General features: G+C 66.9%; 24 protein-coding genes and 1 tRNA gene. 9 read left to right on the forward strand and 16 right to left on the reverse strand.

Annotated elements, in window-relative coordinates; genetic code table 11:
- Positions 1–99 precede the first annotated feature (99 nt).
- From JO391_RS11975 to JO391_RS11985, 3 genes are read left to right on the forward strand one after another with little or no spacing between them, the layout of a single operon-like run.
- Complete coding sequence (locus tag JO391_RS11975) at positions 100–753, forward strand: TetR/AcrR family transcriptional regulator (RefSeq protein ID WP_220660719.1); 654 nt, start codon at positions 100–102, stop codon at positions 751–753.
- Positions 750–1,937 (forward strand): pyridoxal phosphate-dependent aminotransferase, encoded by a 1,188-nt coding sequence (locus JO391_RS11980; protein ID WP_220660720.1) that lies wholly within the window; start codon positions 750–752, stop codon positions 1,935–1,937. The genes JO391_RS11975 and JO391_RS11980 overlap by 4 nt, the downstream gene beginning before the upstream one ends.
- Positions 1,934–3,508, forward strand: a complete 1,575-nt coding sequence (locus JO391_RS11985) for a 5-guanidino-2-oxopentanoate decarboxylase (protein WP_220660721.1) — start codon at positions 1,934–1,936, stop codon at positions 3,506–3,508. The genes JO391_RS11980 and JO391_RS11985 overlap by 4 nt, the downstream gene beginning before the upstream one ends.
- Before the next feature lie 233 nt (positions 3,509–3,741).
- Here the strand turns inward: JO391_RS11985 and JO391_RS11990 are convergent, their stop codons facing one another.
- From JO391_RS11990 to phaC, 4 genes are all read right to left on the reverse strand, one after another.
- Positions 3,742–4,707, reverse strand: a complete 966-nt coding sequence (locus JO391_RS11990; protein WP_220660722.1) for a LysR family transcriptional regulator — start codon at positions 4,705–4,707, stop codon at positions 3,742–3,744.
- A gap of 5 nt (positions 4,708–4,712) precedes the next feature.
- Positions 4,713–5,270 carry a polyhydroxyalkanoate synthesis repressor PhaR gene (phaR, locus tag JO391_RS11995; protein WP_220660723.1) on the reverse strand — a complete coding sequence of 186 codons (558 nt, stop codon included), beginning with the start codon at positions 5,268–5,270 and terminating at the stop codon, positions 4,713–4,715.
- A gap of 140 nt (positions 5,271–5,410) precedes the next feature.
- Positions 5,411–5,860 (reverse strand): Phasin, encoded by a 450-nt coding sequence (locus JO391_RS12000; RefSeq protein ID WP_220660724.1) that lies wholly within the window; start codon positions 5,858–5,860, stop codon positions 5,411–5,413.
- A gap of 130 nt (positions 5,861–5,990) precedes the next feature.
- A complete protein-coding gene (phaC, locus tag JO391_RS12005; protein WP_220660725.1) occupies positions 5,991–7,784 on the reverse strand; it encodes a class I poly(R)-hydroxyalkanoic acid synthase in 1,794 nt (597 codons plus the stop codon).
- A gap of 102 nt (positions 7,785–7,886) precedes the next feature.
- Between phaC and phaZ the strand changes: the two genes are divergently transcribed.
- Positions 7,887–9,185, forward strand: a complete 1,299-nt coding sequence (gene phaZ, locus JO391_RS12010; protein ID WP_220660726.1) for a polyhydroxyalkanoate depolymerase — start codon at positions 7,887–7,889, stop codon at positions 9,183–9,185.
- A 15-nt stretch (positions 9,186–9,200) separates the two neighbouring features.
- Here the strand turns inward: phaZ and JO391_RS12015 are convergent, their stop codons facing one another.
- Together JO391_RS12015 and JO391_RS12020 are read right to left on the reverse strand one after the other, a co-directional pair.
- On the reverse strand, positions 9,201–9,947 hold the full coding sequence (locus tag JO391_RS12015) for an alpha/beta fold hydrolase (RefSeq protein ID WP_220660727.1): 747 nt from the start codon (positions 9,945–9,947) through the stop codon (positions 9,201–9,203).
- 12 nt (positions 9,948–9,959) lie between these two features.
- Positions 9,960–10,628 carry a DNA-3-methyladenine glycosylase I gene (locus JO391_RS12020; RefSeq protein ID WP_220660728.1) on the reverse strand — a complete coding sequence of 223 codons (669 nt, stop codon included), beginning with the start codon at positions 10,626–10,628 and terminating at the stop codon, positions 9,960–9,962.
- Between the two features lie 153 nt (positions 10,629–10,781).
- On the opposite strand from JO391_RS12020, the gene thrS reads away from it, so the two are divergent.
- Together thrS and JO391_RS12030 are read left to right on the forward strand one after the other, a co-directional pair.
- On the forward strand, positions 10,782–12,728 hold the full coding sequence (thrS, locus tag JO391_RS12025; protein ID WP_220660729.1) for a threonine--tRNA ligase: 1,947 nt from the start codon (positions 10,782–10,784) through the stop codon (positions 12,726–12,728).
- 254 nt (positions 12,729–12,982) lie between these two features.
- Entirely contained in the window at positions 12,983–13,189 is a 207-nt protein-coding gene (locus JO391_RS12030) for a cold-shock protein (RefSeq protein WP_220660730.1), read from the forward strand.
- A gap of 118 nt (positions 13,190–13,307) precedes the next feature.
- Here the strand turns inward: JO391_RS12030 and JO391_RS12035 are convergent, their stop codons facing one another.
- Both JO391_RS12035 and JO391_RS12040 read right to left on the reverse strand, forming a co-directional pair.
- On the reverse strand, positions 13,308–13,634 hold the full coding sequence (locus tag JO391_RS12035) for an arsenate reductase family protein (RefSeq protein WP_220660731.1): 327 nt from the start codon (positions 13,632–13,634) through the stop codon (positions 13,308–13,310).
- Positions 13,635–13,954: 320 nt separating this feature from the next.
- On the reverse strand, positions 13,955–14,794 hold the full coding sequence (locus JO391_RS12040) for a hypothetical protein (protein ID WP_220660732.1): 840 nt from the start codon (positions 14,792–14,794) through the stop codon (positions 13,955–13,957).
- A gap of 162 nt (positions 14,795–14,956) precedes the next feature.
- On the opposite strand from JO391_RS12040, the gene JO391_RS12045 reads away from it, so the two are divergent.
- Positions 14,957–15,046 (forward strand) — tRNA-Ser (locus tag JO391_RS12045).
- 133 nt (positions 15,047–15,179) lie between these two features.
- Here the strand turns inward: JO391_RS12045 and JO391_RS12050 are convergent.
- From JO391_RS12050 to JO391_RS12060, 3 genes are all read right to left on the reverse strand, one after another.
- Positions 15,180–15,848, reverse strand: a complete 669-nt coding sequence (locus JO391_RS12050; RefSeq protein WP_220660733.1) for an SOS response-associated peptidase — start codon at positions 15,846–15,848, stop codon at positions 15,180–15,182.
- Positions 15,849–15,887: 39 nt separating this feature from the next.
- Positions 15,888–17,402, reverse strand: a complete 1,515-nt coding sequence (locus tag JO391_RS12055) for a bifunctional metallophosphatase/5'-nucleotidase (protein WP_220660734.1) — start codon at positions 17,400–17,402, stop codon at positions 15,888–15,890.
- A gap of 166 nt (positions 17,403–17,568) precedes the next feature.
- Positions 17,569–17,808, reverse strand: coding sequence for a hypothetical protein (locus tag JO391_RS12060; protein ID WP_220660735.1), 240 nt, complete (start codon positions 17,806–17,808; stop codon positions 17,569–17,571).
- Between the two features lie 210 nt (positions 17,809–18,018).
- On the opposite strand from JO391_RS12060, the gene JO391_RS12065 reads away from it, so the two are divergent.
- Complete coding sequence (locus JO391_RS12065; RefSeq protein ID WP_220660736.1) at positions 18,019–18,357, forward strand: DUF952 domain-containing protein; 339 nt, start codon at positions 18,019–18,021, stop codon at positions 18,355–18,357.
- Positions 18,354–19,415, forward strand: a complete 1,062-nt coding sequence (locus JO391_RS12070; protein WP_220660737.1) for a quinone-dependent dihydroorotate dehydrogenase — start codon at positions 18,354–18,356, stop codon at positions 19,413–19,415. The genes JO391_RS12065 and JO391_RS12070 overlap by 4 nt, the downstream gene beginning before the upstream one ends.
- Positions 19,416–19,526: 111 nt before the next feature.
- Here the strand turns inward: JO391_RS12070 and JO391_RS12075 are convergent, their stop codons facing one another.
- The 5 genes from JO391_RS12075 to JO391_RS12095 form a co-directional block, all read right to left on the reverse strand.
- Positions 19,527–20,201: a class I SAM-dependent methyltransferase gene (locus JO391_RS12075; protein WP_220660738.1), complete on the reverse strand. Its 675-nt coding sequence runs from the start codon at positions 20,199–20,201 to the stop codon at positions 19,527–19,529.
- 3 nt (positions 20,202–20,204) lie between these two features.
- Entirely contained in the window at positions 20,205–20,441 is a 237-nt protein-coding gene (locus JO391_RS12080; RefSeq protein WP_220660739.1) for an Lrp/AsnC ligand binding domain-containing protein, read from the reverse strand.
- 26 nt (positions 20,442–20,467) lie between these two features.
- Entirely contained in the window at positions 20,468–21,493 is a 1,026-nt protein-coding gene (locus JO391_RS12085; RefSeq protein WP_220660740.1) for a GGDEF domain-containing protein, read from the reverse strand.
- Entirely contained in the window at positions 21,494–22,078 is a 585-nt protein-coding gene (locus tag JO391_RS12090; RefSeq protein WP_220660741.1) for a heme NO-binding domain-containing protein, read from the reverse strand.
- A 62-nt stretch (positions 22,079–22,140) separates the two neighbouring features.
- Positions 22,141–23,877, reverse strand: coding sequence for a DUF4153 domain-containing protein (locus tag JO391_RS12095; RefSeq protein WP_220660742.1), 1,737 nt, complete (start codon positions 23,875–23,877; stop codon positions 22,141–22,143).
- Positions 23,878–23,880: the final 3 nt, after the last annotated feature.

Consider the following 23,880-nt stretch of genomic DNA (forward strand, 5'->3'; position numbering starts at 1 on the left):
CGGGTGTTGCGGCACCAATCCGCGCAAACCGAATCCGCGCTTGCGATGTGCCGCCGAACCCCTTATTGTACACTCGTATAACATTTTGCTTGGTTGGCCGTGGCGACAGAGAGACGTCAGTTCCGCCGCGAGGGCGAGGACCGCCGGCGAGAGGATCTCGTTGCCGCCACATTGATGCTGGTTGGCGAAGGCGGGGCCGAAGCCGCCACGCTTCGCGCCATCGCGGCGCGCGCGGGCGTTACGGCCGGGCTGATCCGCCACTACTTCGGCAGCAAGGAAGACCTGCTGCGTTCCGCCTTCCTCGACATGATGACCCGCATGACCGCTGAAAGCGGCGCCGGACTTGACGATGCCCCGCCCGACCCGGCGGCCCGGCTTGCCGCCTTCGTGGCCGGCTCGCTGCGCCCGCCCGTCGTCGATGGGCATCGCGTCGTTCTGTGGGCCGGCTTCCTGCATCTCGTGCGCCGCGACCGCGCCATGCGCGACGTGCACGAGATGAGCTACCACGCCTATCGCAGCCGGCTGGAAAGCCTGATCGCCGACCTCCCGCGCCCGTCCTCTCCGCCGCGCAACCGGGCCGACGCCATCGCCTGCAACGCGGTCATTGACGGGCTCTGGATGGAAGGCTCCATCCTCCCCGACACCTTCGCCTCGGGCGAGATCGTGACCATCGGTCTCACCTCCTGTGGCGCCATCCTGGGGGTGGACCTGATCTCCGTCCTGCCCCCGCCTTCGCCAGAGGTCTTCGCATGAGATACGCCCCCATCACCGAACGTCTGGCACATCTGGGCGGCGCCAAGTGGGAGGTCCACAGCCGCGCGCGGCTGATGAAATCGGAAGGCCGCCGCGTTCTGGAAATGACCATCGGCGAGCCCGATGTGGATACGCCGCGGATGTTGATCGACGCGGCGACCCGCGCCATGCAGTCCGGCCGTACCTCCTATTCCAACGGCAGGGGCGAGCCTGCCCTGCTGCGCGCCCTGTCCGAACGCTATACTCGGCGCACGGGGCGGTCTGTGGGAACAGACCAGTTTATCTGCCTGCCCGGCACGCAAACTGTTCTTTTCGCCGTCATGATGGCTCTGGCAGAGCCGGGAACCGAAGTTCTGTTGGGCGATCCGATGTATGCCACCTACGAGGGCATCGTTGCCGCCTCTGGCGCTACCCTCGTTCCTGTGCCTCTGCGACCCGAGAAGGGCTTCCGTATGCAGGCCGCCGATGTGGCTGCCCGTGTCACCCCGCGGACCCGTATCCTGTTCCTGAACTCGCCCCACAACCCCACCGGCGCCGTCCTGCGCAAGGACGAGATCGCGGCCCTGGGCGAGGTTGCGCGCGCCCATGACCTGTGGATCCTGTCCGACGAAGTCTATGAGGAACTGGTCTTCGACGGTGTGTCCTTCGCCTCGCCCTTCGACGACCCGGACCTGGCCGATCGCACCGTCGTTGCCGCCTCGATCTCGAAATCCCACGCCGCGCCGGGCTTCCGGTCGGGTTGGTGCGCCGGCCCGCGCGAGTTCACCGCCCGGCTCCTTCCCCTGTCCGAGACCATGCTCTTCGGCAGCCAGCCCTTCATCGCCGACATGACGGCCGAGGCCATTGCCGCCCCGTCCAGCATCGCGCGAGGCATGGCCAGTCGCTTCGCGGCGCGCGCCGAACTTTTGCACCGGCGGCTCGATGGCACGGCGGGCCTCAGGCTGCACCGCCCCGAGGCGGGCATGTTCGCGCTCCTTGACGTGCGCTCCACCGGGCTTTCGGGACGTGACTTCGCGTTGTCGCTGCTGGAGGCCACCGGCGTCGCCACCATGCCCGGCGAAAGCTTCGGCACCTCGCTGCATGGCTGGCTCCGGCTCAGCCTGACGCAGCCCGATGCCGTGATCACCGAGGCGGCCGACCTCATCGCCTCCCATGCCGCACGTTGCCTGAAGGGTGCGGCATGAGAACTGTCGGCGAGCGCCTGGTCGAAGGGCTGGTGGCCCGCGGGGTCGAGGTCGTCTTCGGCATTCCCGGCGTCCATACGGTCCAGTTGTACCGCGGCCTGTCCAATGCCGCCGTCCGCCATGTCACCGGGCGACACGAGCAGGGCTGTGTCTTCATGGCCGATGGCTATGCCCGCACCTCGGGCAAGCCGGGGGCGGCCTTCCTCATCACCGGGCCGGGCCTCACCAACGGGCTCACGGCCATGGGGCAGGCCAAAGCGGATTCCATCCCGCTTCTGGTCATCACCGGGGTGAACCGGCGTTCGAGCCTGGAGCTTGGCCATGGGCTTCTGCATGAACTGCCCGACCAGCAGGCCATGGTGCGCCCCCTCTGCCCGACCTTCCGTGTGAACGGGCCGGAAGACCTGGCCCCGGTGCTGGAGGCCGCATGGGCGGCGATGACCGGCGAGCGGCCCGGACCGGTTCACATCGAGGTGCCGACCGATGTGATGCCGCTGGAGTGTCCGACGCTGCCGGCACCGGGGCCGGCGCCTCTGGCAGAGGTGCCTGAGGAAGCGGACCTGGACCGCGCGGCCGCGCTTCTGGATGCGGCGGGTCGGGTGGTGATCCTGGCCGGAGGCGGATCGAAGGCGGCGGATGTCGCGGCGCTGGCCAAGCGGCTGGATGCGCCCGTGGTCCAGACGATCAATGCCCGCGGCCAGATGCCGGGCCATCCGCTGGCGGTACCGGCCTCTCCCAGCCTGGACGCGACCCGTGCCCTGATCGCGGCGGCGGATCAGGTGCTGGCCATCGGGACCGAGTTGGGGCCGACCGACTATGACATGTATGTCCGGGGGGGCCTGCCGGACCTGTCAGGGATGATCCGCATCGACGTGTCGGGCGACCAGCTGGCCCGGCATCCTGCGGCGCTGGCGCTGCGGGGGGATGCGGCGGCCACGGTGGCGGCGCTCCTGCCGCGGCTATCGGACAAGGCGGGCGTCGGGGCGGCACGGGCGGCAGAGACGGTGGCGGCGGCGCGGGCGGAACTTGGGCGGCTGGACCCGAAGATGACCCGGCGGCTCGCCATGGTCGAGGCGATCCGCGATGCCCTTCCGGGGTCGATCATCGTGGGCGACAGCACCCAGCCGGTCTATGCGGCGAACCTGGTCTACGGGCATGACCGGCCGGGCGGCTGGTTCAATGCGGCCACGGGCTACGGGACACTGGGCTACGCGCCGGGGGCGGCGATCGGGGCGGCGATTGCCGCGCCGGGGGTGCCGGTGGTCTGCCTGATCGGCGACGGGGGACTGCAGTTCACCGCGGCCGAGCTGCGGTCGGCGGTGGATGCGGGGGCGGCGGTGACCTTCGTGGTCTGGAACAACGCGGCCTTCAACGAGATCGCCGATGCCATGACCGAGGCGGGGACCCAGGTGATCGGCTGCCACCCCTCGCCCCTGAAGCTGGAGCCCTTTGCGGCGGCCTGCGACCTGCCCTTCCAGAGCGTTCCGGCCGAGCCTGCCGCCCTGGCGGCGGCCTTGCAGGCGCCCCAGACGGGACCGCGGCTGATCGAGGTCCGGGCCAGGGGGCACTGAGGCGTCCGAGCTCGGACGCCTGGTCGACCCAAGCAAATTCAATGGGTTGCCTGGCCGCATTAACTTGGACTTCATACTTTGCGACGCCGGGGGCATGGGTGCAGGCCCTGCAGACACCCTCATCAGATACCCAAGGCCCGGATCACACAGTCCATCAGCGGCTGTCGTGTCGAGATTCTGGCGCCAGGAATTGCCCACAGCCGGGGCGATCCATCGCGCGACGGGTCCCGCGCCTACATCACCCGCAGCGTACCCGCCAGCCAGGGCAGGTCCGCAACCATCGGCGCCACGACCTGCCCGGCGATCAGGCTGCGCAGGCGGGTGGCGATGCGTTCGGGCATGTCGCGCAGCACGCCGGCGCGGGCTGAAAGCGAGATGGTCCGTTCCAGTGGCGCGAAGGGCAAGGGGCGCACCTCGACCTCGGGCCGGAAGCGCGGGGCCGAGCGGATGGCCAGCGGCGTGAGGATGGTCCAGCCAATGCCCGCCGCCACCATGGCCAGGATGGCGGAATAGCTGTCGAGTTCGAAGCGCGAGGGAATGGCATGGTTCTGCCGCATCAGATGCGCGGCGATCTGACGGCCCATCAGGTGCCGCGCTGTGTACTGGATGAGCGGCAGGCGGTCGGGGTCCAAGGTCACGCCGCGCGGGACGACGGCGACGAAGGGCTCGGCCATCAGGGGATGCACCTCGCGCCAGTCGGCGTCTTCGCCCACGGCGCCGCCATCGGCCGTGACCGCCACGTCCAGCGCCCGGGTTTCCAGCCCGTCCAGCAGGCGGTGGCTGGCCCCGGTTTCCAGAAGGAAGCGGCAATGCTTCAGATCCTCGGCCAGGGCGGTCAGCAGCATGGGCGTCACGCCTGCATCGAAATCCTCGATCATGCCAAGGCGCAATGTGGTCAGCGCGGACAGGTCCGCCATCGCCAGTTCGGCCCGCGCCTCGGCCTCGGCATCGAGGATGGTGCGGGCATGGCGGCGGAACATCGTGCCGGCGGGCGTCATGCGCAGGGGACGCGCCGCCCTGTCCAGAAGCGGCACGCCAAGCGCGGTTTCCAGACCGGCCAGTTGCTGGCTGACCGCCGAAGGGCTGACCCCCAGGCGCCGTGCCGCAGCCGAAACCGCGCCCTCTTCGGCCGCGGCAAGGAAGACCTCGATCCCCCAGAGCGTGACGCGCCCCTGCCCTTCGCCCCGCCCCTCGCCCATGGCGATCAGAGCTTGGACAGCTTCTTCTGAAGCTCGGCCAGCTGCTTCTTGATGTCGGCGATCTCGTCGGAACCGCCGGCCTTGGCATCTTCATCGGGTGCGGGGCCAGAGGAGCCCCAGCCCGGCAGACCGCCCATCATGGTTTTCATGAAGGCTTCCTGGCTTTTCCGCATGGCATCGAAGCCGGGCATCGCGGCCATCGGGTTGGGGAAGCTGGACAGGTTCTCCATCACCTTCGACTGGCCCTCACGCAGCATCTCGAAGCTGGCGGCAAGGAACTGCGGCACCACGGATTGCACATTGGTGGTGTAGCTGCGCACAAGGTCGGTCAGCACGTTGATCGGAAGGACATTCTCGCCCTTCGATTCATGCTCGGCCACGATCTGCAGGAGGTACTGCCGCGTCAGGTCGTCGCCGGTCTTGAGATCGACGATCTGCACCTCGCGCCCTGCGCGGATGAAGCCTGCCACATCTTCCAGAGTGACGTAGTCGGACGTTTCGGTGTTGTAGAGCCGCCGGCTTGCATACCGCTTTATGAGCAACGGCTTGTCGGTTTCGGCCATAGGCCCCCTCCCGTTCGTGTTGCGGTGCAGAGAAGCTTAGGCGAGGCGCAGAAAAAAGGAAAGGGCGGGCTCTTCCGAGCCCGCCCCGCGCACCAGTCCGACAGGGAGGAGGATGGGAATGGTGCGCTAAGCCTTGCGGCTCACTTCGCGGCCGAGGAAACCTTCTTGGCCACGGTGGTGACTTCGGCGGTCGCCTTCTTCACGGCGGCGGTCGCGTCTTCCGACATGTCCTTGCCAGCGGCAAGCATCAGTTCGACGGTTTCCATCTGGACCTTCTTCGCCACTTCGGCAAAGGCGGCCAGGTTCTCGGCAGCCATTTCAGCGGCGGCCGAAGCGAAATCCGAGGCAGCCTTGCCGTATTCGGCGGCTTCCGTCTTGGCCTTGGTCACGTCGCCCAGCTTGGCGATGGTTTCCTTGGCCCACTTCGAGGTGATTTCCGTCGACTTCTCGGCGGCTTCCAGAGCCACCTTGGACAGCTTTTCGCCGAAAGCGGCCTGGGTCTTGAAGGCGTTCTGCATGGCCGAGGCATCGACCGGGAAGGAAGCCATCATGTCCTGCATGACTTTGGTGAAGTCCGGGGTCTTGGTCATTTCAATTGCTCCTGCTGCCGGGTCGGTCCCGCTTGCTGATGAGCAGTATATAGATGCTGCAGCGCAGCATTGCAAGTGAAATTTCTGCAATGCAGCATCGCGGAGTCACCTTCCGGTTGCGGCTGGAAAATCAGAGACTTGGTTCGGCCACGACATAGGTGCCCGGTGCCGGGGCAAGGATCTCTGCGCCCGAATCGCCAGGATTCCTTGGCGAAATCATGCGTCCCGACCTTGCGGCCAGCCACTCGCCCCACCGAGGCCACCATGACCCTGGATGGAAGGTCGCGCCGGCCTTCCAGTCCTCGGGCGTCGTCATCGGGCCGTCGTTGGTGTAGTGGCCATACTTGCCCTTCGACGGCGGATTGATGATCCCGGCGATGTGGCCGCTTTGCGAAAGGATGAAGGTCTTGTCCTTCGATCCCATCTGCCGGACGCCGTTGAAGCTGCCCCGCCAATGGGCGATGTGGTCGGTCTCGCAGGCGATGGCGCAGAGCGGCAGCTTCACGTCGGCCAGCGTCACCTTGCCGCCCAGGACCGGGAAGCCCGTGGTGGCGAACTCGTCGCGCTGGCACAGGCCGCGCAGGTATTCGATCGCCATCTTCGCCGGCAGGTTGGTTCCGTCGCCGTTCCAGTAAAGAAGGTCGAAGGCGGGCGGCGCCTCGCCCATCATGTAGCTCTTGATGGCGGGCTGGTAGATCAGGTCGTTCGACCGCAGGAAGCTGAAGGTGCGCCCCATGAAGAAGCGCGACAGGATGCCGTCATCCTCGGCCTGGCGTTCGATGCCGCCCAGGAAATCCTCGTTCAGGAAGACGCCCACTTCGCCGGGGTCCGAGAAATCGGTGAGTGTGGTGAACAGGGTCGCCGATTTCACTGACTTGTCGCCGGCCTTTTCCAGATGCGCCAGCGTCAGCGACAGGGTCGTGCCGGCGATGCAGTAGCCGACCGCGTTGATCTGCTTTTCGCCCGTGATGCGGCGCACCTCGGCCATGGCGCGCATGAAGCCGTCGCGGATGTAGTCGTCCATGCCGATGTCGCGATAGCTGGCATCGGGGTTGACCCAGCTGACCACGAACAGCGTGAAGCCCTGGTCCACGATCCACTTGATCAGGCTGTTCTGGGCCTTCAGGTCCATGATGTAGAACTTGTTGATCCAGGGCGGAAAGATCAGCAGCGGCACCTGATGCACCTTTTCGGTGGTGGGCCGGTACTGGATCAGCTCGAATAGGCGGTTGCGGAACACCACGTCGCCGGGGGTGGTGGCGATGTTCTGACCGACATGGAACGCCTCGCGGTCGGCCAGGGTGACCAGAAGGTCGCCGCTGTTCGCCTCGATGTCGCGGACCAGGTTCTCGAGCCCCTTCACCAGGCTTTCGCCATCGGTGGCGATGGCCTTTTCCAGCGCGTCGGGATTGGTGCCCAGGAAGTTAGTGGGCGAGAGCATGTCGACGATCTGGCGGGTGAAGTATTCCACCCGCTTGCGGTCGTTCGGATCCAGGTTCTCCAGCGCGCCCACGGCAGAGGTCAGCGCCTCGGCGTTCAGAAGGTATTGCTGCTTGAGGTAGTTGAAGAAGGGATGGGTGTCCCACAACGGGTTAGCGAATCGCCGGTCCTTCGGCGTGGGGTCCGGCGGGGCCTTGAACTCGCCCTTTGCCAGCGCCTGCTGCGCCTCGACATAGTGCTTCAGGGTCTTGCCCCAGTAGCTGATCTGATGCTCCAGAATCTTGGAGGGGTTCTGCATCATTTCTGCCACATAGGCGGCGGCGGCCTTCACATAGACGTCCTGGGACGGTCCGTTCAGGGCCGGATCGTGCTGGCGGCGGCTTGATAGCGCCATCATCAGGCGCTGCGACAGGTCTTCGACGCGGGCGAGGTTGGCGTTCAGCCTCTCCAACTTTGGTCCTGCGTCCTTGTCATCCGTTGTCATGTTAAACTTTCCCCCCTAACCTGCCGCTTGTGCAGCATACCGTCGCCAGTCTTGGGAGGGAAAGCGACGAATTGGCAGCCCCTTCCCGGGCGAGGAGACGCGATGCGTTACATGATGACGTATGACCTGATGGAAAGCGCGCGCAACACCAACGAATGGTTGGGTGCGACCGCGCGGGCGATGGCCTCTTACCCGGCCTTTGCCCTGTCGATGAACCCCATGCTGACGCTGGCCGCCGCCTGGGGCGAGGTGACCGAGCGGACCTTTGGCCGCATGGTGGCCAAGCCCGACTGGGGCATCCGGTCCATCGTGGGGCCGGACGGGCAGGATCACCTGGTCGATGTGCAGACCGTGGTGGAACGACCCTTCGGCAACCTGGTGCAGTTCTTCGTGCGCCGCCGCCCGCCGATGGCGCGCAAGGTGCTGGTCGTGGCGCCGATGTCGGGGCATTACGCGACACTCCTTCGTTCCACCGTGGCCAGCCTCTTGCCCGATTGCGATGTCTTCGTGACCGACTGGCACAATGCCCGCGACATCCCGGTCAGCGCCGGCAAGTTCGATGTCGAGGATTACACGCTCTACCTCGCCGAATTCCTGCGCCACATGGGGCCCGATACGCATGTGATCGCGGTCTGCCAGCCCGTGCCGCTGACACTGGCCGCCGTGGCCTGGCTTGCCGGGGAAGACCCCGATGCGCAGCCGCGGTCCATGACGCTGATCGGCGGGCCGGTGGACCCGGACGCAGCCGCCACCGAAGTCACGGATTTCGGCCGCCGCGTGACGATGGGACAGCTGGAACAACTGGCCATCCAGCGCGTGGGGTTCAAGTACAAGGGCGCGGGCCGTCTGGTCTATCCGGGCCTGATGCAGCTGCACAGCTTCATGACCATGAACGCCGACCGCCATTCCAAGGCCTTCAGCGAACAGATCATGCGGGTGGCCCGGGGCGAGGCCAGCGACCATGACGCCCACAACCGGTTCTACGACGAATACCTTGCCGTGATGGACATGACGGCCGAGTTCTACCTGTCCACGGTCGAGCGCATCTTCAAGAACCGCGAGATCGCGCGCAACGCCTTCACGATCAACGGCAAGCCGGTGGACATGGGCAAGATCACCCAGGTCGCGGTCAAGGTGGTCGAGGGCGCGAATGACGACATTTCGGCCCCCGGCCAGTGCCTTGCCGCGCTGGACCTGCTCACCAACCTGCCCGCCTCGAAGAAGGCGAGCCATCTGGAGCCGGGCGCGGGCCACTACGGCATCTTCGCCGGCAAGTCCTGGCGGCTGAACATCCGCCCGCTGGTCCTGCGCTTCATCGACGCCAATTCGGCCCCGCCGGCCAAGGCCGAGGCGCCGGCTGCAAAGGCCAAGCCGATGATCAGCCTGGCCGCGTCGAACTGACCCTTCGGCCCGCGCTCAGGCGCGGGCCAGCACCTCCTCGACCGATGCGGCGATCAGCGCCAGGCAATCGGCCGTGGAAAAACGATGATCCGCCCCCTTCACGAGCGTCAGCTGCATGTCTGGCCCCGTCGCGTGGTCCAGAAGCCGCAGCGCCACCGCAGGTGGCACGTCGACATCTGCCGTGCCCTGCAGGAACCGCACCGGGAAGGGCAGCGCCAGCGGCGTGCGCAGCACCAGCCGCCCCCGCCCCTCCTCGATCAGCCGGCGCGTGATGACGTAAGGCTCCGCCGAATACTCTGACGGCAGTTCCACCCGCCCCTCGCGCACAAGCGCCGCGCGCTGATCCTCGGAAAACCCGGCCCACATCGAATCTTCGGTGAAATCCGGTGCGGCGGCGATGGTCACCAGCCCCGCCACCCGCTCCGGCACCGCCCGCGCCAGAAGCAGCGTCAGCCAGCCCCCCATCGACGATCCCACCAGAACCTGCGGCCCCTGGGTCAGCGCCTGGATCGCCGCCAGCGCATCCTCGAACCAGTCGCCGATCGCGCCCTCGTCGAACCGCCCCGAAGACAACCCGTGACCCGAACAGTCGAACCGCAGGAAGGCCCGGCCCGTCCGCAGCGCCCAGTCGCGCAGGAACACGGCCTTGGTCCCCTCCATGTCGGATTTCAGCCCGTGCAGGAACACCACCCCCGGCCCCGCGCCGGGAACCCGGTCGAAGGCAATGCTCCGCCCCTGCGGCGTTGTCAGAAACTCCGGCATCTCGCCCCCAACTCACCCGATGCTTTGCGCCAGAACCCGGCTGATCGTCGTCAGGCTCTGCCCGCTTTCCGCCTGCCAGCGGTTGAAGGCCGCCTGCACCGCCGCCATCGCCTTGCGTGAGGTGGGCGGCCCCTCGACCACGCCTTCCTCGACCAACCGCTTCACCACGTCGTCCGACAGGATCCAGCTTTCCTTGCCCATCGAGCGCAGCATGTAGGGCCCGGTCGACCCGCCAAGACGGCTGCCGTTCTTCACCAGCCAGTCCAGAAGGCCCGCATAGTCAGAGGCGGGCCAGTCCCCGACCTTGCGCCCGAAACTGCCCGCCTCTGCCGACACCGACCGGAGGAACACCGCATTGTCGCGGATCGCCACGATCTTCGGCCCAGAGCGGATCACCCGCGCGTCCGAGACCAGTGCGTCGATCGCCTCGCCTTCCAGCATCGAGACTCGGCCAACGTCGAACCCGTGGAACGCCTCTTCGATGCCCGGCCATTTGGCATCCACCACCTTCCAGCTGATCCCGGCCTGGAAGATGCCGCGCGCCATGGCGGCCAGCCAGCGGCTGTCGGGGATGGCAGCCAGTTCCTCGGCCGTCTTCGGCACCGGCGCGGAGGCCAGCACCGCCTGAACCCCGCCCTTGCGCGCGGCCGCGATGTCCAGGATTTCGGCGAATGTCCGCATGTTGCCCCCTCTCCGTGTCAAGGCCAGACCCTGCCAGAGCCCCGAAGATGCGGCAAGACGGCCCCGTTGACTTTCCCGCCACCCCTTGCCAAGAAGCGCCACCATACCCGCAACCGGGCGTTCCGTGGGCGCCAAACCGACGAGGAGCCGGCCATGAGCCAGATTTCCCTGACATTTCCCGATGGCGCCATGCGCGATTACGCCTCTGGCGTGACTGCAGCCGAAGTTGCGGCCTCCATCGCGCCTGGCCTTGCCAAGAAGGCGATCTCGGCCACGGTGAACGGCGCGCACTGGGATCTGCAATGGCCGATCACGCAGAACGCCTCCATCGCCATCCATACGATGCAGGATGCGCCGCAGGCTCTGGAACTGATCCGCCACGACCTTGCGCATATCATGGCGCGGGCGGTGCAAGAGATCTGGCAGGATGTGAAGGTCACGATCGGCCCGGTGCGCGATTACGGCTGGTTCTACGACTTCGACCGCGCCGAACCCTTCACGCCGGAAGACCTGGGCCTGATCGAGGCGCGGATGAAGCAGATCATCAACGCCCGCGATCCCGTCCGCACCGAGGTGTGGAGCCGCGCCGAGGCGATCCGCTTCTATGAAGAGAAGAACGAGCCCTTCAAGGTCGAGCTGATCAACCGCATCCCCGGCGACGAGCCGATCCGGATGTACTGGCACGGGCCCTGGCAAGACCTCTGCCGCGGCCCGCACCTGCAGAACACGGGGCAAGTGCCCGCCGATGCCTTCAAGCTGACGCATGTGGCCGGCGCCTACTGGCTGGGCGATGCCAGCCGTCCGATGCTGCAACGCATCTATGGCCTCGCCTTCCGCAACCGCGAGGATCTGAAGTCCCACCTGACCATGCTGGAAGAGGCCGCCAAGCGCGACCACCGCAAGATCGGCCGCGAGATGGAGCTGTTCCACCTGCAGGACGAAGCGCCGGGCATGGTGTTCTGGCATCCGAACGGCTGGCAGATCTGGCGGTCCTTGGAAGACTACATGCGCGGCCGGCTGCGCAACGCGGGCTACAGGGAAATTCGCACGCCGCAGGTGGTGGACCGCATCCTGTGGGAAAAGTCGGGCCACTGGGAGGCCTACCGCGAGAACATGTTCATCGTGGAGGTCGACGAAGAAGGGGCAAAGGAAAAGCGCATCAACGCGCTGAAGCCGATGAACTGCCCCTGCCACGTCCAGGTGTTCAACCAGGGGCTCAAGTCCTATCGCGACCTGCCGCTCAGGCTGGCCGAATTCGGGTCGTGCCACCGCTACGAGTCGAGCGGCTCGATGCACGGGCTGATGCGGGTGCGCGGCTTCACTCAGGACGACGCGCATATCTTCTGCACCGAAGACCAGATCGAAAGCGAATGCGCGAACTTCATTGCGCTTCTCTCCTCGGTCTACCGCGACCTTGGCTTCGACAAGTTCGACATCAAGCTGTCCACCCGGCCCGATGTGCGCATCGGCACGGATGAACAGTGGGACAAGGTCGAGGGCGCGCTGACGGCGGCCATCGAACATCTGGGCCTGCCTTACGAGATCAACCCCGGCGACGGGGCCTTCTATGGCCCGAAGCTGGATTTCAAGCTGACCGATGCCATCGGGCGTGAATGGCAGTGCGGCACCTTCCAGGTGGACCCGAACCTGCCCACGCGGCTTGGCGCGGAATATGTGGGCGAGGACGGCGCCAAGCACCGGCCCTACATGCTGCACCGCGCGATCCTGGGGTCGTTCGAACGCTTCATCGGCATCCTGATCGAGAACTATGCCGGCAAGCTGCCCTTCTGGCTGGCGCCCCGGCAGGTGGTGGTGGCCTCTATCGTCTCGGATGCCGACCCTTACGTACACGAGGTGGTGGCCGAACTGCGCAAGGCGGGGGTGCGGGCCGAGGCGGACGTGCGCAACGAGAAGATCAACTACAAGGTCCGCGAACATTCCGTAGGCAAGGTGCCGGTCATCCTGGCCATCGGCCTGAAGGAAGTCGAGGAGCGCACCGTCTCGATCCGACGACTGGGCGAGACCCGGACCGAGGTGAAGAGCCTGGACGTCGCCATCGCCGAATTCGGCCTGGATGCGCTGCCTCCCGCAGGCCACTGAACGCCGGAAAATCGGCTGGCTGGGTGCCTTCTGGGCGCTCCCCTGGGCATGTTGACGACGACGCCGGACGGCCCTTGCCGGGCCGTCCGGTGAACGTGCTTGATTTTCGTCAACGATTCGGCATCCTTCCCACCCAGTGACGACAGACATTTCGACCGCCTCCCGACCCGAAAGGCAGCCGGACCGCTCGGAAGACCTGGTTGCACGGCCCGCGGCAATGGTGCTGCGGGAAAGTTGACATAGGAGACGGCGGAATGCCGACAGGCACCGTGAAATGGTTCAACTCCACCAAGGGCTATGGGTTCATTGCCCCCGATGACGGTGGCAAGGACGTGTTCGTGCATATCTCTGCGGTGGAACGTGCCGGCCTGAAGGGCCTGAACGACAACCAGAAGATCGCCTACGAGCTTCAGTCGGGCCGCGACGGCCGCTCCTCGGCCAGCGACCTGCGCCTGCTCTGACGCCGGGCGGCACCTGCCGACCCGCGCGAACCAGACGCCGGAGCGCCTCGCTCCGGCCCGTGATCGTGTTTTCCGTGCATGGGAACGGCGTGCATTTCTTGCGAAGGTGCAACTGGCCCTAAAGGCCGAGCGCGCCCTGAACGGTGTCGTCCCAGCCCAGATGCCAGACAGCGCCGTCCTGAATCACAGGACGCTTCATCACCGTGGGTTGCGCCGCGATCTGCGCCTCGGGCTCGGCCTCGCGCAGGAAGGGCGTGAAGCTGCGGTAGGTGGTGGACTGCTTGTTCACCGCGCGGCTGCCGAACTCGGCCACGATCTGGGCAATCTCGGCCTCGCTCAGCGGCTCGGCCCGGATGTCGCGGAACGTGACTTCCCGCCCCGCCCGCTGCAGGGCCTTGATCGCCGCCTTGGTCGTGTCGCAGGTGGCAATGCCATAGACGATCATGTTGTCCTCCAAAGCGCATGTTGCGCGATGTCATCGCCGATGCCGTAGGCGTTGGCAAGCACCGGCCCCTGCCCATCCTCTTTGCCCAGGATCTTCCAAGAGGCAGTCGCCGCGCCTTGCGGCGACGGGAGGCGGGACGCCCCCAACCTCGCTCTTTCGTCTGCTTGCCGCGGGCGAAAGGACGCAAGCTCACGCGCGGCCCCTGGCCGCGCACATCTTGCCAAATCGTTGACGCGCGCCGGCAAGCCATTGAAATCATTCAGACGCTCGAGGCGTCCGAGCTCGGACGCCCCTCGGACACCCCCGAATGGCAAGAGGTGTCAGATATCCTGCCCCCTCAGTTCCAGCCCGGCCGCCCGGCCCAGATCGGCCGAGACCGTCGAGAACAGGACATCGAAGGCCGCGAACAGCGCCCGGTTCAGCCGCTGCCCCTCCGGCCCCTTCGAAAACTCGATATAGGCCCGCATATCCTCGTCCGACAGCGGCTGGTAGGCCAGCGCCAGGAAGGGAAACAGCCAGTCCACCGTCTCGGCCCGCACCTGTTCGGCCTGCCCCCGCACATCGGCCAGAAGCGTCTCCGGGTCCTGTGCCCCGCCCCCCACCGCCGCCATCCCCTTCAGAAAGGCCAGGTTCGCGTTCAGAGCACCGGCCACATTGGCCTCCACCAGGTCATTGATGTCCGCGAACTCTTCCAGGAGCGCCACCCGCGGATCGCGCCGGTCCGCCATGTCCTGGAAGGCCAGCGCCGCCGCCTCTTCCACCGGCTCGTCCAGAAGCGCCCGCCGCGCCTCGATCTCCAGCCCCAGAATGGTCTGCCCCGGCTCCGTCCCGAAGAAGGCCGCCGCCGCCGCCCGCGTCGCCTCGTCCCCCTCCAGCATCCGGTCGAACTCGGCCCGGAACACCCGGGCAAGCCTCCCGGTTTCGTAGATACCCGATACGGTCTCGGCCCAGCCCGGCTCGTCGGGGTTATCATACAACTGCTCGGCGAGGGTCTGGCCGTAGTCCATCCCTTCTTCCCGCATCACCTCCAAAAGTTCGGGGATGCGCAAGAGGTCATAGGTATCCGCTGCCGGCGCCGCGGCAGGGCTTTCGGCAAGGACCGGCACGGCGGGAGCCGCCAGTCCGACCAACAAGGCGACCAGAAGGGCACGCAGCTTCATCGTCGATCTATCCTCTTGCCGCGATCCTTTCCCCAGAGCTAGCCGCCCCTGCCCTGCTTGCCAAGCCACCGCCCCGCAACAGGACGTGAATGCCCTGTCGATTTGCCCTTGCACCCCGCTGCGCCCCCCGCTAGAGACACCGCCCAGACGACCCCCAAGCGCGGAGAGGTGCCGGAGTGGTCGATCGGGGCGGTCTCGAAAACCGTTGTGGGTTTGCGCCCACCGTGGGTTCGAATCCCACCCTCTCCGCCAATCCCTGTCCGCCCAAACCACTGCTCAAGCGTCGAGGCGCTTGACTGTTGTGCTTCGCTTCCCAACACCGCCCCAGGCTTCTCGCGCAAGGCGACGCCAGAATGCCGTTGCCCATCAGGCGACCCGCGGACGGCTAGGCTTCCAGCGGCGCTATCAGCTCTGGCCCGCTCGCGCGGTTGGAGTTCACCTTCGCATCCACGCGCCAGGGCCTTGCCAGCACGCCGCGCGCCGTGGCCCGCATCAGAACCGCTGCGCCATGCCCGGCCTCGCCCAGCCACAGGGGCCAATCCGCCGGCTCCAGGATCACCGGCTCGCGGTCATGCACCCCGGCCATGCCGGGCCCCGCCTCGGTGGTGACGGTGGCCACGCTGTCGATGGCCTCGCCGTCGCGCTCCCAGTGCTGCCAGATCCCGGCCAGCGCCATCGGCTGGCCATCGGCGCGGGTGAAGTACCACGGCAGCCGCTCGCCTTTCGGCCCCGCCTGCCACTCATAGAACCCCGAAGCCGGCACGATGCAGCGCCGGGTCCGCACCGCCTCGCGGAACGCGGGCTTCACCGCCACGGTATCTGACCGCGCGTTGATGATCAGCGGCCCGTCGGTCGGCGTCTTGTACCAGGCCGGCACGAAGCCCCACCGCATCGCCCTCAGCCGCCGGGTACCACCTTCGCTGGTCACCACGGCCAGGGGTTGGGTCGGGCAGACGTTGAACCGCGCGCCCTGGGGCAGGTCGTTGCCCATGACGGCATCGAACAGCGCCGCCAGCGCCTCGTTCGGGTGGGTGATCGTCAGCCGGCCGCACATCAGAAAAAATTCGCCCCCGGCTTCCCGGGGGCGACGTCCTTATTGGCCGACGGTCTTGATCCGGCCCTCGACCTTGGGCGAGACCGTGCCGGACTTTTCCACATAGGTCATGACATCCTGCGCCACGAGCCCGCCACCCCCGGCATTGGTCAGCATCACGCCCGCGCCAAGCGCGTCATAACCGTCGCCGCCGCCCAGGATGTAGTCATTCACCGCCACCTTGTAGGTCTTGGCCGGGTCCAGGGCCGCATCGCCCACGGTCACCGACACGATACGCGACCCCGGCTCCTTCGCCGGATCATAGACGAAGGCCATCCCCGACACCTGCGGGAAGCGGCCCGCGCCCTTTTCCACCTGGCTCACGCCGTTTTCCAGCGCCAGAAGGATCTGTTTGCCCTCCAGTTCCGTCACCTGGGTGGTGTTGCCGAAGGGCAGTTCCGTCAGCATGTCACGGCGCGTCAGCTGCGTGCCGGCATCATAGGTCCGGTCCGCCCGGATGCCGCCGCCGTTCATGATCGCCACATCCGCCCCGGTCTGGGCGCGCATCGCGTCGGCGATCAGGTTGCCCATGCTCGATTCCTCGCCCCGCACCACGTTGCGTCGACTGTCCAGCGGCGTCTCGGTGGTGCCGATCACCACGTTCAGCGTATCGTCCAGGAACTTGGCATAGGTCTCGACCTTGGCTGCCGTTTCCGGGTCTGGCTCCACCATCGCCGTGTCGATGAAGCGGAAGTTCGGCACCCAGCTGATCGTGCGCTTGCCGTCCTTCTCCTCGACCTCGACGGTCAGATCCACCGGCGACAGATACCGCGCATCGACCGAGGTTTCGACATAAGCCGTGATGCCGTCGTAGTAGGTCGTGTACAGATGGTCGTCGCCCGACAGGATCACGTCAAACGCCTTCGAGGCGATCAGCTGGCGGTCGTTGTCCCAGGGCGTCTGCACCACGCCCACCACCAGATCGGCCCCGCCCTCGCGCGCGCCCTTGGCGGCGGCCACGGCAGTTTCGACCGTGGGCAGGAAGCTCAGGCTGCCCGAAGACGACACCTCCGGCGTCGTGTCCTGCGCCACGGGGACCAGCGCGATCTTCAGCCCGGCCACCTCCTTCATCATCACGCCGCCCAGCCCTTCGATGGGCGTGCCGTCATCGCGGGTGATGTTGATCGCCGCCCAGGGGTAGGCCGAGGCCTTCATCTTTTCGGTAAAGTTCTCGGGGCCGAAGTCGAACTCGTGGTTGCCCGGTACCGCCAGGTCGAAGGGCACGATGTTCGTGAGGTCAATGGTGTTCTGCCCAAGGTCGAAGCCGGACAGCAGCGACGGCGAAAGCATGTCGCCGTCGAACACATAAATGGTGTTGGGATTCGCGGCCCTTTCCGCCCGGGCCACCGCATTCATCCGGGCAAAGCCGCCGCGGCCATCATCTTCTGTGAAGTTGTAGACGTCACCCACCCCAAGCAGCGTGATCTTCACGGTTTCGGCGGCAAGCGGTGCCGTGATTGCACTGGTGGCAAGGGCGACGGCAAGGAAAAGCGAATTGCGGCGGGCTTGCGACATGGGAAACTCCTGTGTGGCTGGCGGAAAGCGCCCGGCCAAGAACCCGGGGCCGACTCTCCCGACGTCACCGTGCCACAAAAGAAAGATCGCGCCACCATTAAGTGACGCGATCATCAAGCTATCCAAAGCGTCTTTTGCCCGTCAAACCCGGGCCAAGCCAGCCCGATCAGCGAGAGGTGGTCGTGGTCGTGGTCGACGCATCGCCGATGCCGTCGCCGCCGCCGCCAATGATCAGCCCAAGGATCAGAAGGCCGCCCGCGATACCGGCTGCAGCCGTAGGCGACAGACCGCCAAGACCGTTCTGGCCAGACGGCGTTTGCGTCTGGGTGGGGGTGGTGTTCTGCGCTTGGGCGGCGGTGCCGGCCATGAGCGCCAGGGAAAGTGCCATTGCAATCGAAATGCGCATCTTGGACTCCAGCTTGCTGTTCAAGGGCTTCGTTAGCGTAAGGTCATAGTCCAATGCAGCCAATCGCACAAGGCAAAGCTGCGCGAACCGGGTCTGCTGTGGCATCCTAATCGCGCTTTGCCCAACAATCAACCAAATGGCCCGGCCAACCGTCGTCCCGCAGCTGACCGAAGCATTGACCAAGGCGCTGCGTCGCGGCAGGAAGGGCAGATGTTGATCCTCAAGATCCTCCGCCGACCCGAATGGGATGCCTTCCGTGCGCAGGGCATCACGGCCGGCGCGCCCGTCGACCTTGCCGACGGGTTCATCCATTTCTCTACCCCGGCCCAGGTGGCAGAGACCGCCGCCCGCCACTTCGCGCAGGAAAGCGACCTTGTGCTGGTGGCCGTCGATCCCGATGCGCTCGGCCCGGCCCTGAAGTGGGAACCCTCGCGCGGCGGACAGCTTTTCCCGCATCTCTACCGCCCCCTGCGACTGGACGAGGTGGTCTGGGACAAGTCGCTCCCGCTCGGCGCAACCGGACACATATTCCCCGAGGGCCTCTGGTGACGTCCCTGGAACGTCTGGGCCTAGCCGCCCTGCACCGGCTGGATCCGGAAACGGCGCATGGGCTGTCGATTCGCGCCCTGCGCGCGGGGCTCGTGCCGGTTCCCGGCCCCGTGACCTCGCCGCGGCTGCGAACAAGCCTTGCCGGACTGGACCTGCCCAATCCGGTCGGCCTTGCCGCAGGCTATGACAAGAACGCCGAGGCCGTCGCCCCGCTGTCGCGCGCCGGGTTCGGCTTCATCGAGGTGGGCGCCGCCACGCCGCGGCCCCAGCCCGGCAATCCAAGGCCTCGGCTCTTCCGCCTGACGGCGGACCGCGCGGCGATCAACCGCTTCGGCTTCAACAACCAGGGGATGGTGGCCATCGCCGCCCGCCTCGCCACCCGCCCGAGGGGCACGGTGCCCGCGGGCCTGAACCTTGGCGCCAACAAGGACAGCACCGACCGCGCCGCCGACTTCGCAACCGTGCTGGCCCACTGCGGCCCGCATGTCGATTTCGCCACGGTCAATGTCAGTTCGCCCAACACAGAAAAGCTGCGCGACCTTCAGGGGCCCCAGGCACTCGCGGCGCTGCTCTCCGGCGTGATGGCGGCGCGCGACCGCCTGCCCCGGCCGATCCCGGTCTTCCTCAAGATCGCGCCCGATCTTTCGCCCGAAGATCTCGCAGCCCTCGCCCAGGTGGCGCTGGCGTCGGGCGTCGCCGGGATCATCGCCACCAACACCACCCTCTCACGCGACGGACTCACCAGCCCCGACCGCGACCAGACGGGCGGCCTCTCCGGCGCGCCGCTCTTCGCCCGCTCGACCCAGGTGCTGGCACGGCTGTCGCAGTTGACCGAGGGCCGCCTGCCGCTGATCGGTGTGGGCGGCATCTCTTCGGCCGAAGACGCCTATGCCAAAATCCGCGCCGGGGCGTCCGCGGTGCAGTTCTATACCGCCATGGTCTATCAGGGCCTTTCGCTTGCCACCGAAATTGCCCGCGGGCTGGACGCCCTTCTTGCGCGCGACGGCTTCGCCTCGGTGGCGCAGGCCGTGGGCACCGACCGAGACCGCTGGCTTTAGCGCGGATTGCCTTCAGTCCGGTTCAGATCGAAACCAATCCAGGCCAGACAGGCCGTTGGGATTGTCCAGCATCTCTCTCAAGCAAGTGTACCTGGCTGAAACAGATGCGCTCTAGACCCGCCCGCACAGCACGGCAAAGCGGCCGTTGCGATAGGGGCAATCCACCTCGCGGAAGCCTGCCGCGCGCAGCCATGAAAGCTGGTCCTCCACGCTGGCGCTGATGTCATGCCGCATCCGTTCGGTCGCGGCATCGACCTCTGCCTCGGACAGTCCCGCCGCCCGGATTGCGTCGTACCATCGCGCCATCTGCCGCGCCTCGGAAACCGGGTCGGGTGCGATCACCTGCTCGGCGTTCACAAACCAGCCGCCCGGCTTCAGCGACCGACGGATGCGCCCGAAAAGCGCCCGCTTGCCCGCATGGTCAAGGTGATGGATCGCCAGCGCCGAGATCACCGCATCCCAGGGTCCACCCAGATCGGCCGACGCCATGTCGGCCAGACCAAAGCTCACTCCCGCGCGCTGACCAAGCCGCCCGCGCGCCTGCTCCAGCATCCCGTCCGACGCATCCGTCAGATGCACCCGCGCATCGGGCCGCCGCTCTAGCAACAGCGCGGACAAGAGCCCCGTCCCCGCGCCAAGGTCCAGAACTGTCAGCGGGTCCGGCAGATCGTCCAGCGCCGCGATCGCGCTGCCGTAGAAATCGTCGAAACAGGGGATCAGCCGCCGCCGCGCCGCGTCATACCCCCTGGCATGGCGCGAAAACGTCGCGGCGACATCCTCGCCCACGGCTCAGAACGCCTTGAAGGTCATCGTGGTCAGCGTGCGCTGTATGCCCGGAATGTCGAACAGGCGCGAAGACAGGAAATGTCCCACATCCTCGTCCTCGGGCACATAGATCTTGGCGATCAGGTCATAGTCGCCGCTGGTCGAATACAGCTCGCTCACCACCTCGCGGTCATAGATGGCATCGGCAACCTCATAGGTCTTGCCGGGCACACAGCGGAACTGGACGAAGACGCAGCGCATCGTAACCTCCCTGGACTGCCGGCAGGTTACGCACCCGCGGCAGAGAGGTCCACCCCGCCCGCGCCCGGCCCGCCCGCCGTCGCCCGGCCGCGCCCCGCCCGCTTCGAGGCATAAAGCGCCGCATCCGCATCGGCGATCATCCGGTCCACATCGGCAGGATCATAGTCGGCCGACATGACCAGCCCGATGCTGCCCCCGATCCGGCAGGGCTGCCCCTCGAAATCCACCGGTTTCTGCAGCCGGGACAGAACCCGCCGCGCCACGGCGGTCAGCGTGTCGATATCCGGACAGGCCGGCAGCACCAGCAGGAACTCGTCCCCGCCGATCCGCGCCGCGGTGTCGCCCTTGCGCGTGACCGACCGCAGGATCCTGCCCACCTCGGACAGAACGGCATCCCCGGCCGCATGACCGAACGAATCGTTCACCTGTTTGAAATGGTCGAGGTCCAGGTGCAGCAATCCGAAGGGCTGCCCCGTCGCCACCAGCCGGGCCAGTTCCGCCTCGGCGCCGCGCCGGTTGCGCAGACCCGTCAGCGTATCGGTCAGCGCCTGCTCCTCCGCCCGGCTGCGCGCCCCGTCCAGCCGGCGGTTCAGGGCGCGCAGCTCGTTCATCACGGCCGACTTCGCCTCCATCAGGTAAAGCAGCTCCACCGTCAGGTCGGTCGGCGCGAAATCGGCATCCGTCAGCGCATGGACCTTCACCGCCTCGGTCACGCCGATGCCGAAGGACAGGTTCATCACCATGCCCTTCCCCGTGGCCAACGGCAACGCCAGCCCCCGTAACCCGATCTCGGTATGCGGCCGGAAAGACAGGTGCAACGTTTCGCCCGCACGCGCCATCAGGTCGCGCATCGCCAGCACGCCACCGGGACGCCGCACCTCGAACAGCGTGAAGAACCAGCCCCCCACCAGAGGCTGATTGCCCGCCAGCCGCGCAATGGTCGGCCCGACAGAAGAGATCCGGCCCTCCGCCGTCAGGGCCACATGCATGGGCATCAGCCCGTTCAGCGCAGCCGGCCCAAGCCGCAGGTTCACCGGACGCTCGGCCGTCATTCAGGCCTCCGCCGCCAGGTTGAACCGGCGTCCCACGGCAAAGCGCCGTTCCAGAAGATGGATCGCCAAGACTTCGCCATCCGATCCGGTCCCCAGATGATCCAACAGCACCAAGGCCCCGTAATCATCCGCCATCGCCCGCAGAAGGCCAAGCGCAATATACCCCGCCCCCGCAAACGGCGAATGGCAGGTCAGCATGAACCTGTCGCCCCCCGCATCGGTCAGCAGCATGTCGGGCAGTTCCAGATCGGGCAGCGCCAGCCGCGCGCGGTCCGGCAGATCTTCCAGCGAATGCAGGAAGTCGAGGAAAGTCACCCCGCCAAAGCGCAGAAGCCGCCGCAACCCCTCGCGGTTGGGGTGCGAAACCAGATAGGTGCCCAGATCCTCCAGTATGCCTTCCCGAGGCCGACCCAGCACGGATTCCGCCGCATCCAGCATGTCGCCGGTCATGGCCACGTCATAGGACAGCATCGCCTCGAACCCGCCCACCGGCACCTGCGCCTCGCGCGCGATCACCGCCCAGACCTCCGCCCCATAGGTATCGGCCAGAAAGGACTGGATCGCCCTGTTGATGAGTCCATGCACCGGAATGCCCCGCGATTCGCCCGGATGCTAGGCCGCGGGGCTTAACAGAAGGCAAAGCCGCCTCACGGCAGGATGATCAGCCCCTCGTCGCCCGCACCCAACTGGTTCATCCGCACCGGCGCCAGAACCGGCGGCCCCTTCTGCAGGGTCTCGATCAGCGCATCGCCCCCCGCCAGATCCAGCGACAGGCCCAGGATCGAACTCACGCCATGCCGGTCCATGAGCCCGTAGCGCAGGCCGAAGCCCTCGGCATTCACCCAGCCGCCCGGCATCCGGCGCAGCACGAGCGCCTCATCCCCCGGCACATCCGGCCAGAAATCCGCCACCACCATCACGCAGCCCGGCGCACCGCTGTCCAGAACCGTCCTGCAAGACACCGCCCAGTCGGAAAGCTCCATCTCCGACAATCCGTCAAGGATCAGGTCGCGGGTCGAGGTCGCGCCCTCGGGCTGCAACGGCAGGACCGCGGCCAGATCGGCACGCGCCACCGAAAGGTCAGGCGCCACCGCCGGATCGCCCTCCACCGGCGCTCCAGCCAGCCGTAGCGCCAGCGCCTCCTGCCCCGGCTCGCGCGACAGGTCTTCCAGCCGCGCCCGCGCCGCGGCCCCGGCCCGCCCCCAACCGTCCAGCGCGGCCAGATCCAGCCGCTCGGCCGACACTGTTCCGGCGCGATACCGCGCCTCCAGGTTGCGGGCTGAAATTGCCTCGGCGTCCAGCGCCGGCGACAGCCACAGGAACGACACGGCCAAGAGCGCCAGCGCCATCCAGACGTTCGCCTGCCGGATGCGGGCCATCCAGCCTGCCCCGCGCAACACGGCCAGGGCATAGAACAGACCGTATCCCAGACCCAGCCCGGCGATCACCGCCACGAACAGCCGGTCCGGCGTCAGCCCGTATTCGGAGATCCGCATCCAGACGGCCCAGGCGCCAAGCGCCGCCGGCACCGGCAGGATCAGCGCCAGAATGCGTGCCGCCCCCCGCATGACAAGGCCCTTCGCCGCCTCGTCGTCCGACTGGTCCACCGCAGTCGTCACCAATGTCGCGGCAACGCAGCACATGGTCAGCATGATCAGGGCCGCAGAAATTCGGCCATAGATCGCCGTCATCCCGTTCAGTGGCAGCGCCACGACAAAGACGACAATCACCACCAGAACCGCCGGCAAAAGCGTGCGCAATAGCCGCAGCACAAGCCAGGGCGAAATCGTGTCGCCCATGTCGTTCACCACGCCAAGCGCCAGGCCGAACCCGGCCCCGGTCAGCACCGTCGCCACCGGAGGGATCAGGGCGAAGTCCAGCAGCACGTCGATGCCGACAAGCTGCAACAGCGCATCCGACAGGAAGATCACCACCCAGATCACGCCCACGAACAGCCAGGCCGCGCCTGTCCGCACCACGACGCCCCAGCTTTGCGAAAAAAGCGTGCGGTAGTCGTTCCACCCCGGCCCGGCCATCGCCACGATGAAGGGCAAGGGCACCAGCGCCAGCACCAGCGCGGCGAACAGCGGCAGGATGGACCCGAAAAGCGCATCCACCGTGTCAAAGCGCAGCGAGGCCACGCCCAGCATGACAGCGGTGACTAGCGCCACAGGCGCCGCGCCCAGGGCCGCGCGCTTCAGGCTCAACGGGCCCGCCAGCGCCAGAAGATCGGCGAAGAACACCCCGGCAAAGACCACCGCCATCAGCGCCGGACGTTCCGCCAGCAGGTCGCGCGACAACAGCTCGCCCAGGGCATAGAGGCAGACACCCGCCAGCGCGCCCGCCAGCGCCATCGCGCCGCGTTGTCCCAGAATGCGCTCCATCCG

Origin of the sequence: Neotabrizicola shimadae, from assembly GCF_019623905.1 — a bacterium.
Taxonomy (GTDB): domain Bacteria; phylum Pseudomonadota; class Alphaproteobacteria; order Rhodobacterales; family Rhodobacteraceae; genus Neotabrizicola; species Neotabrizicola shimadae.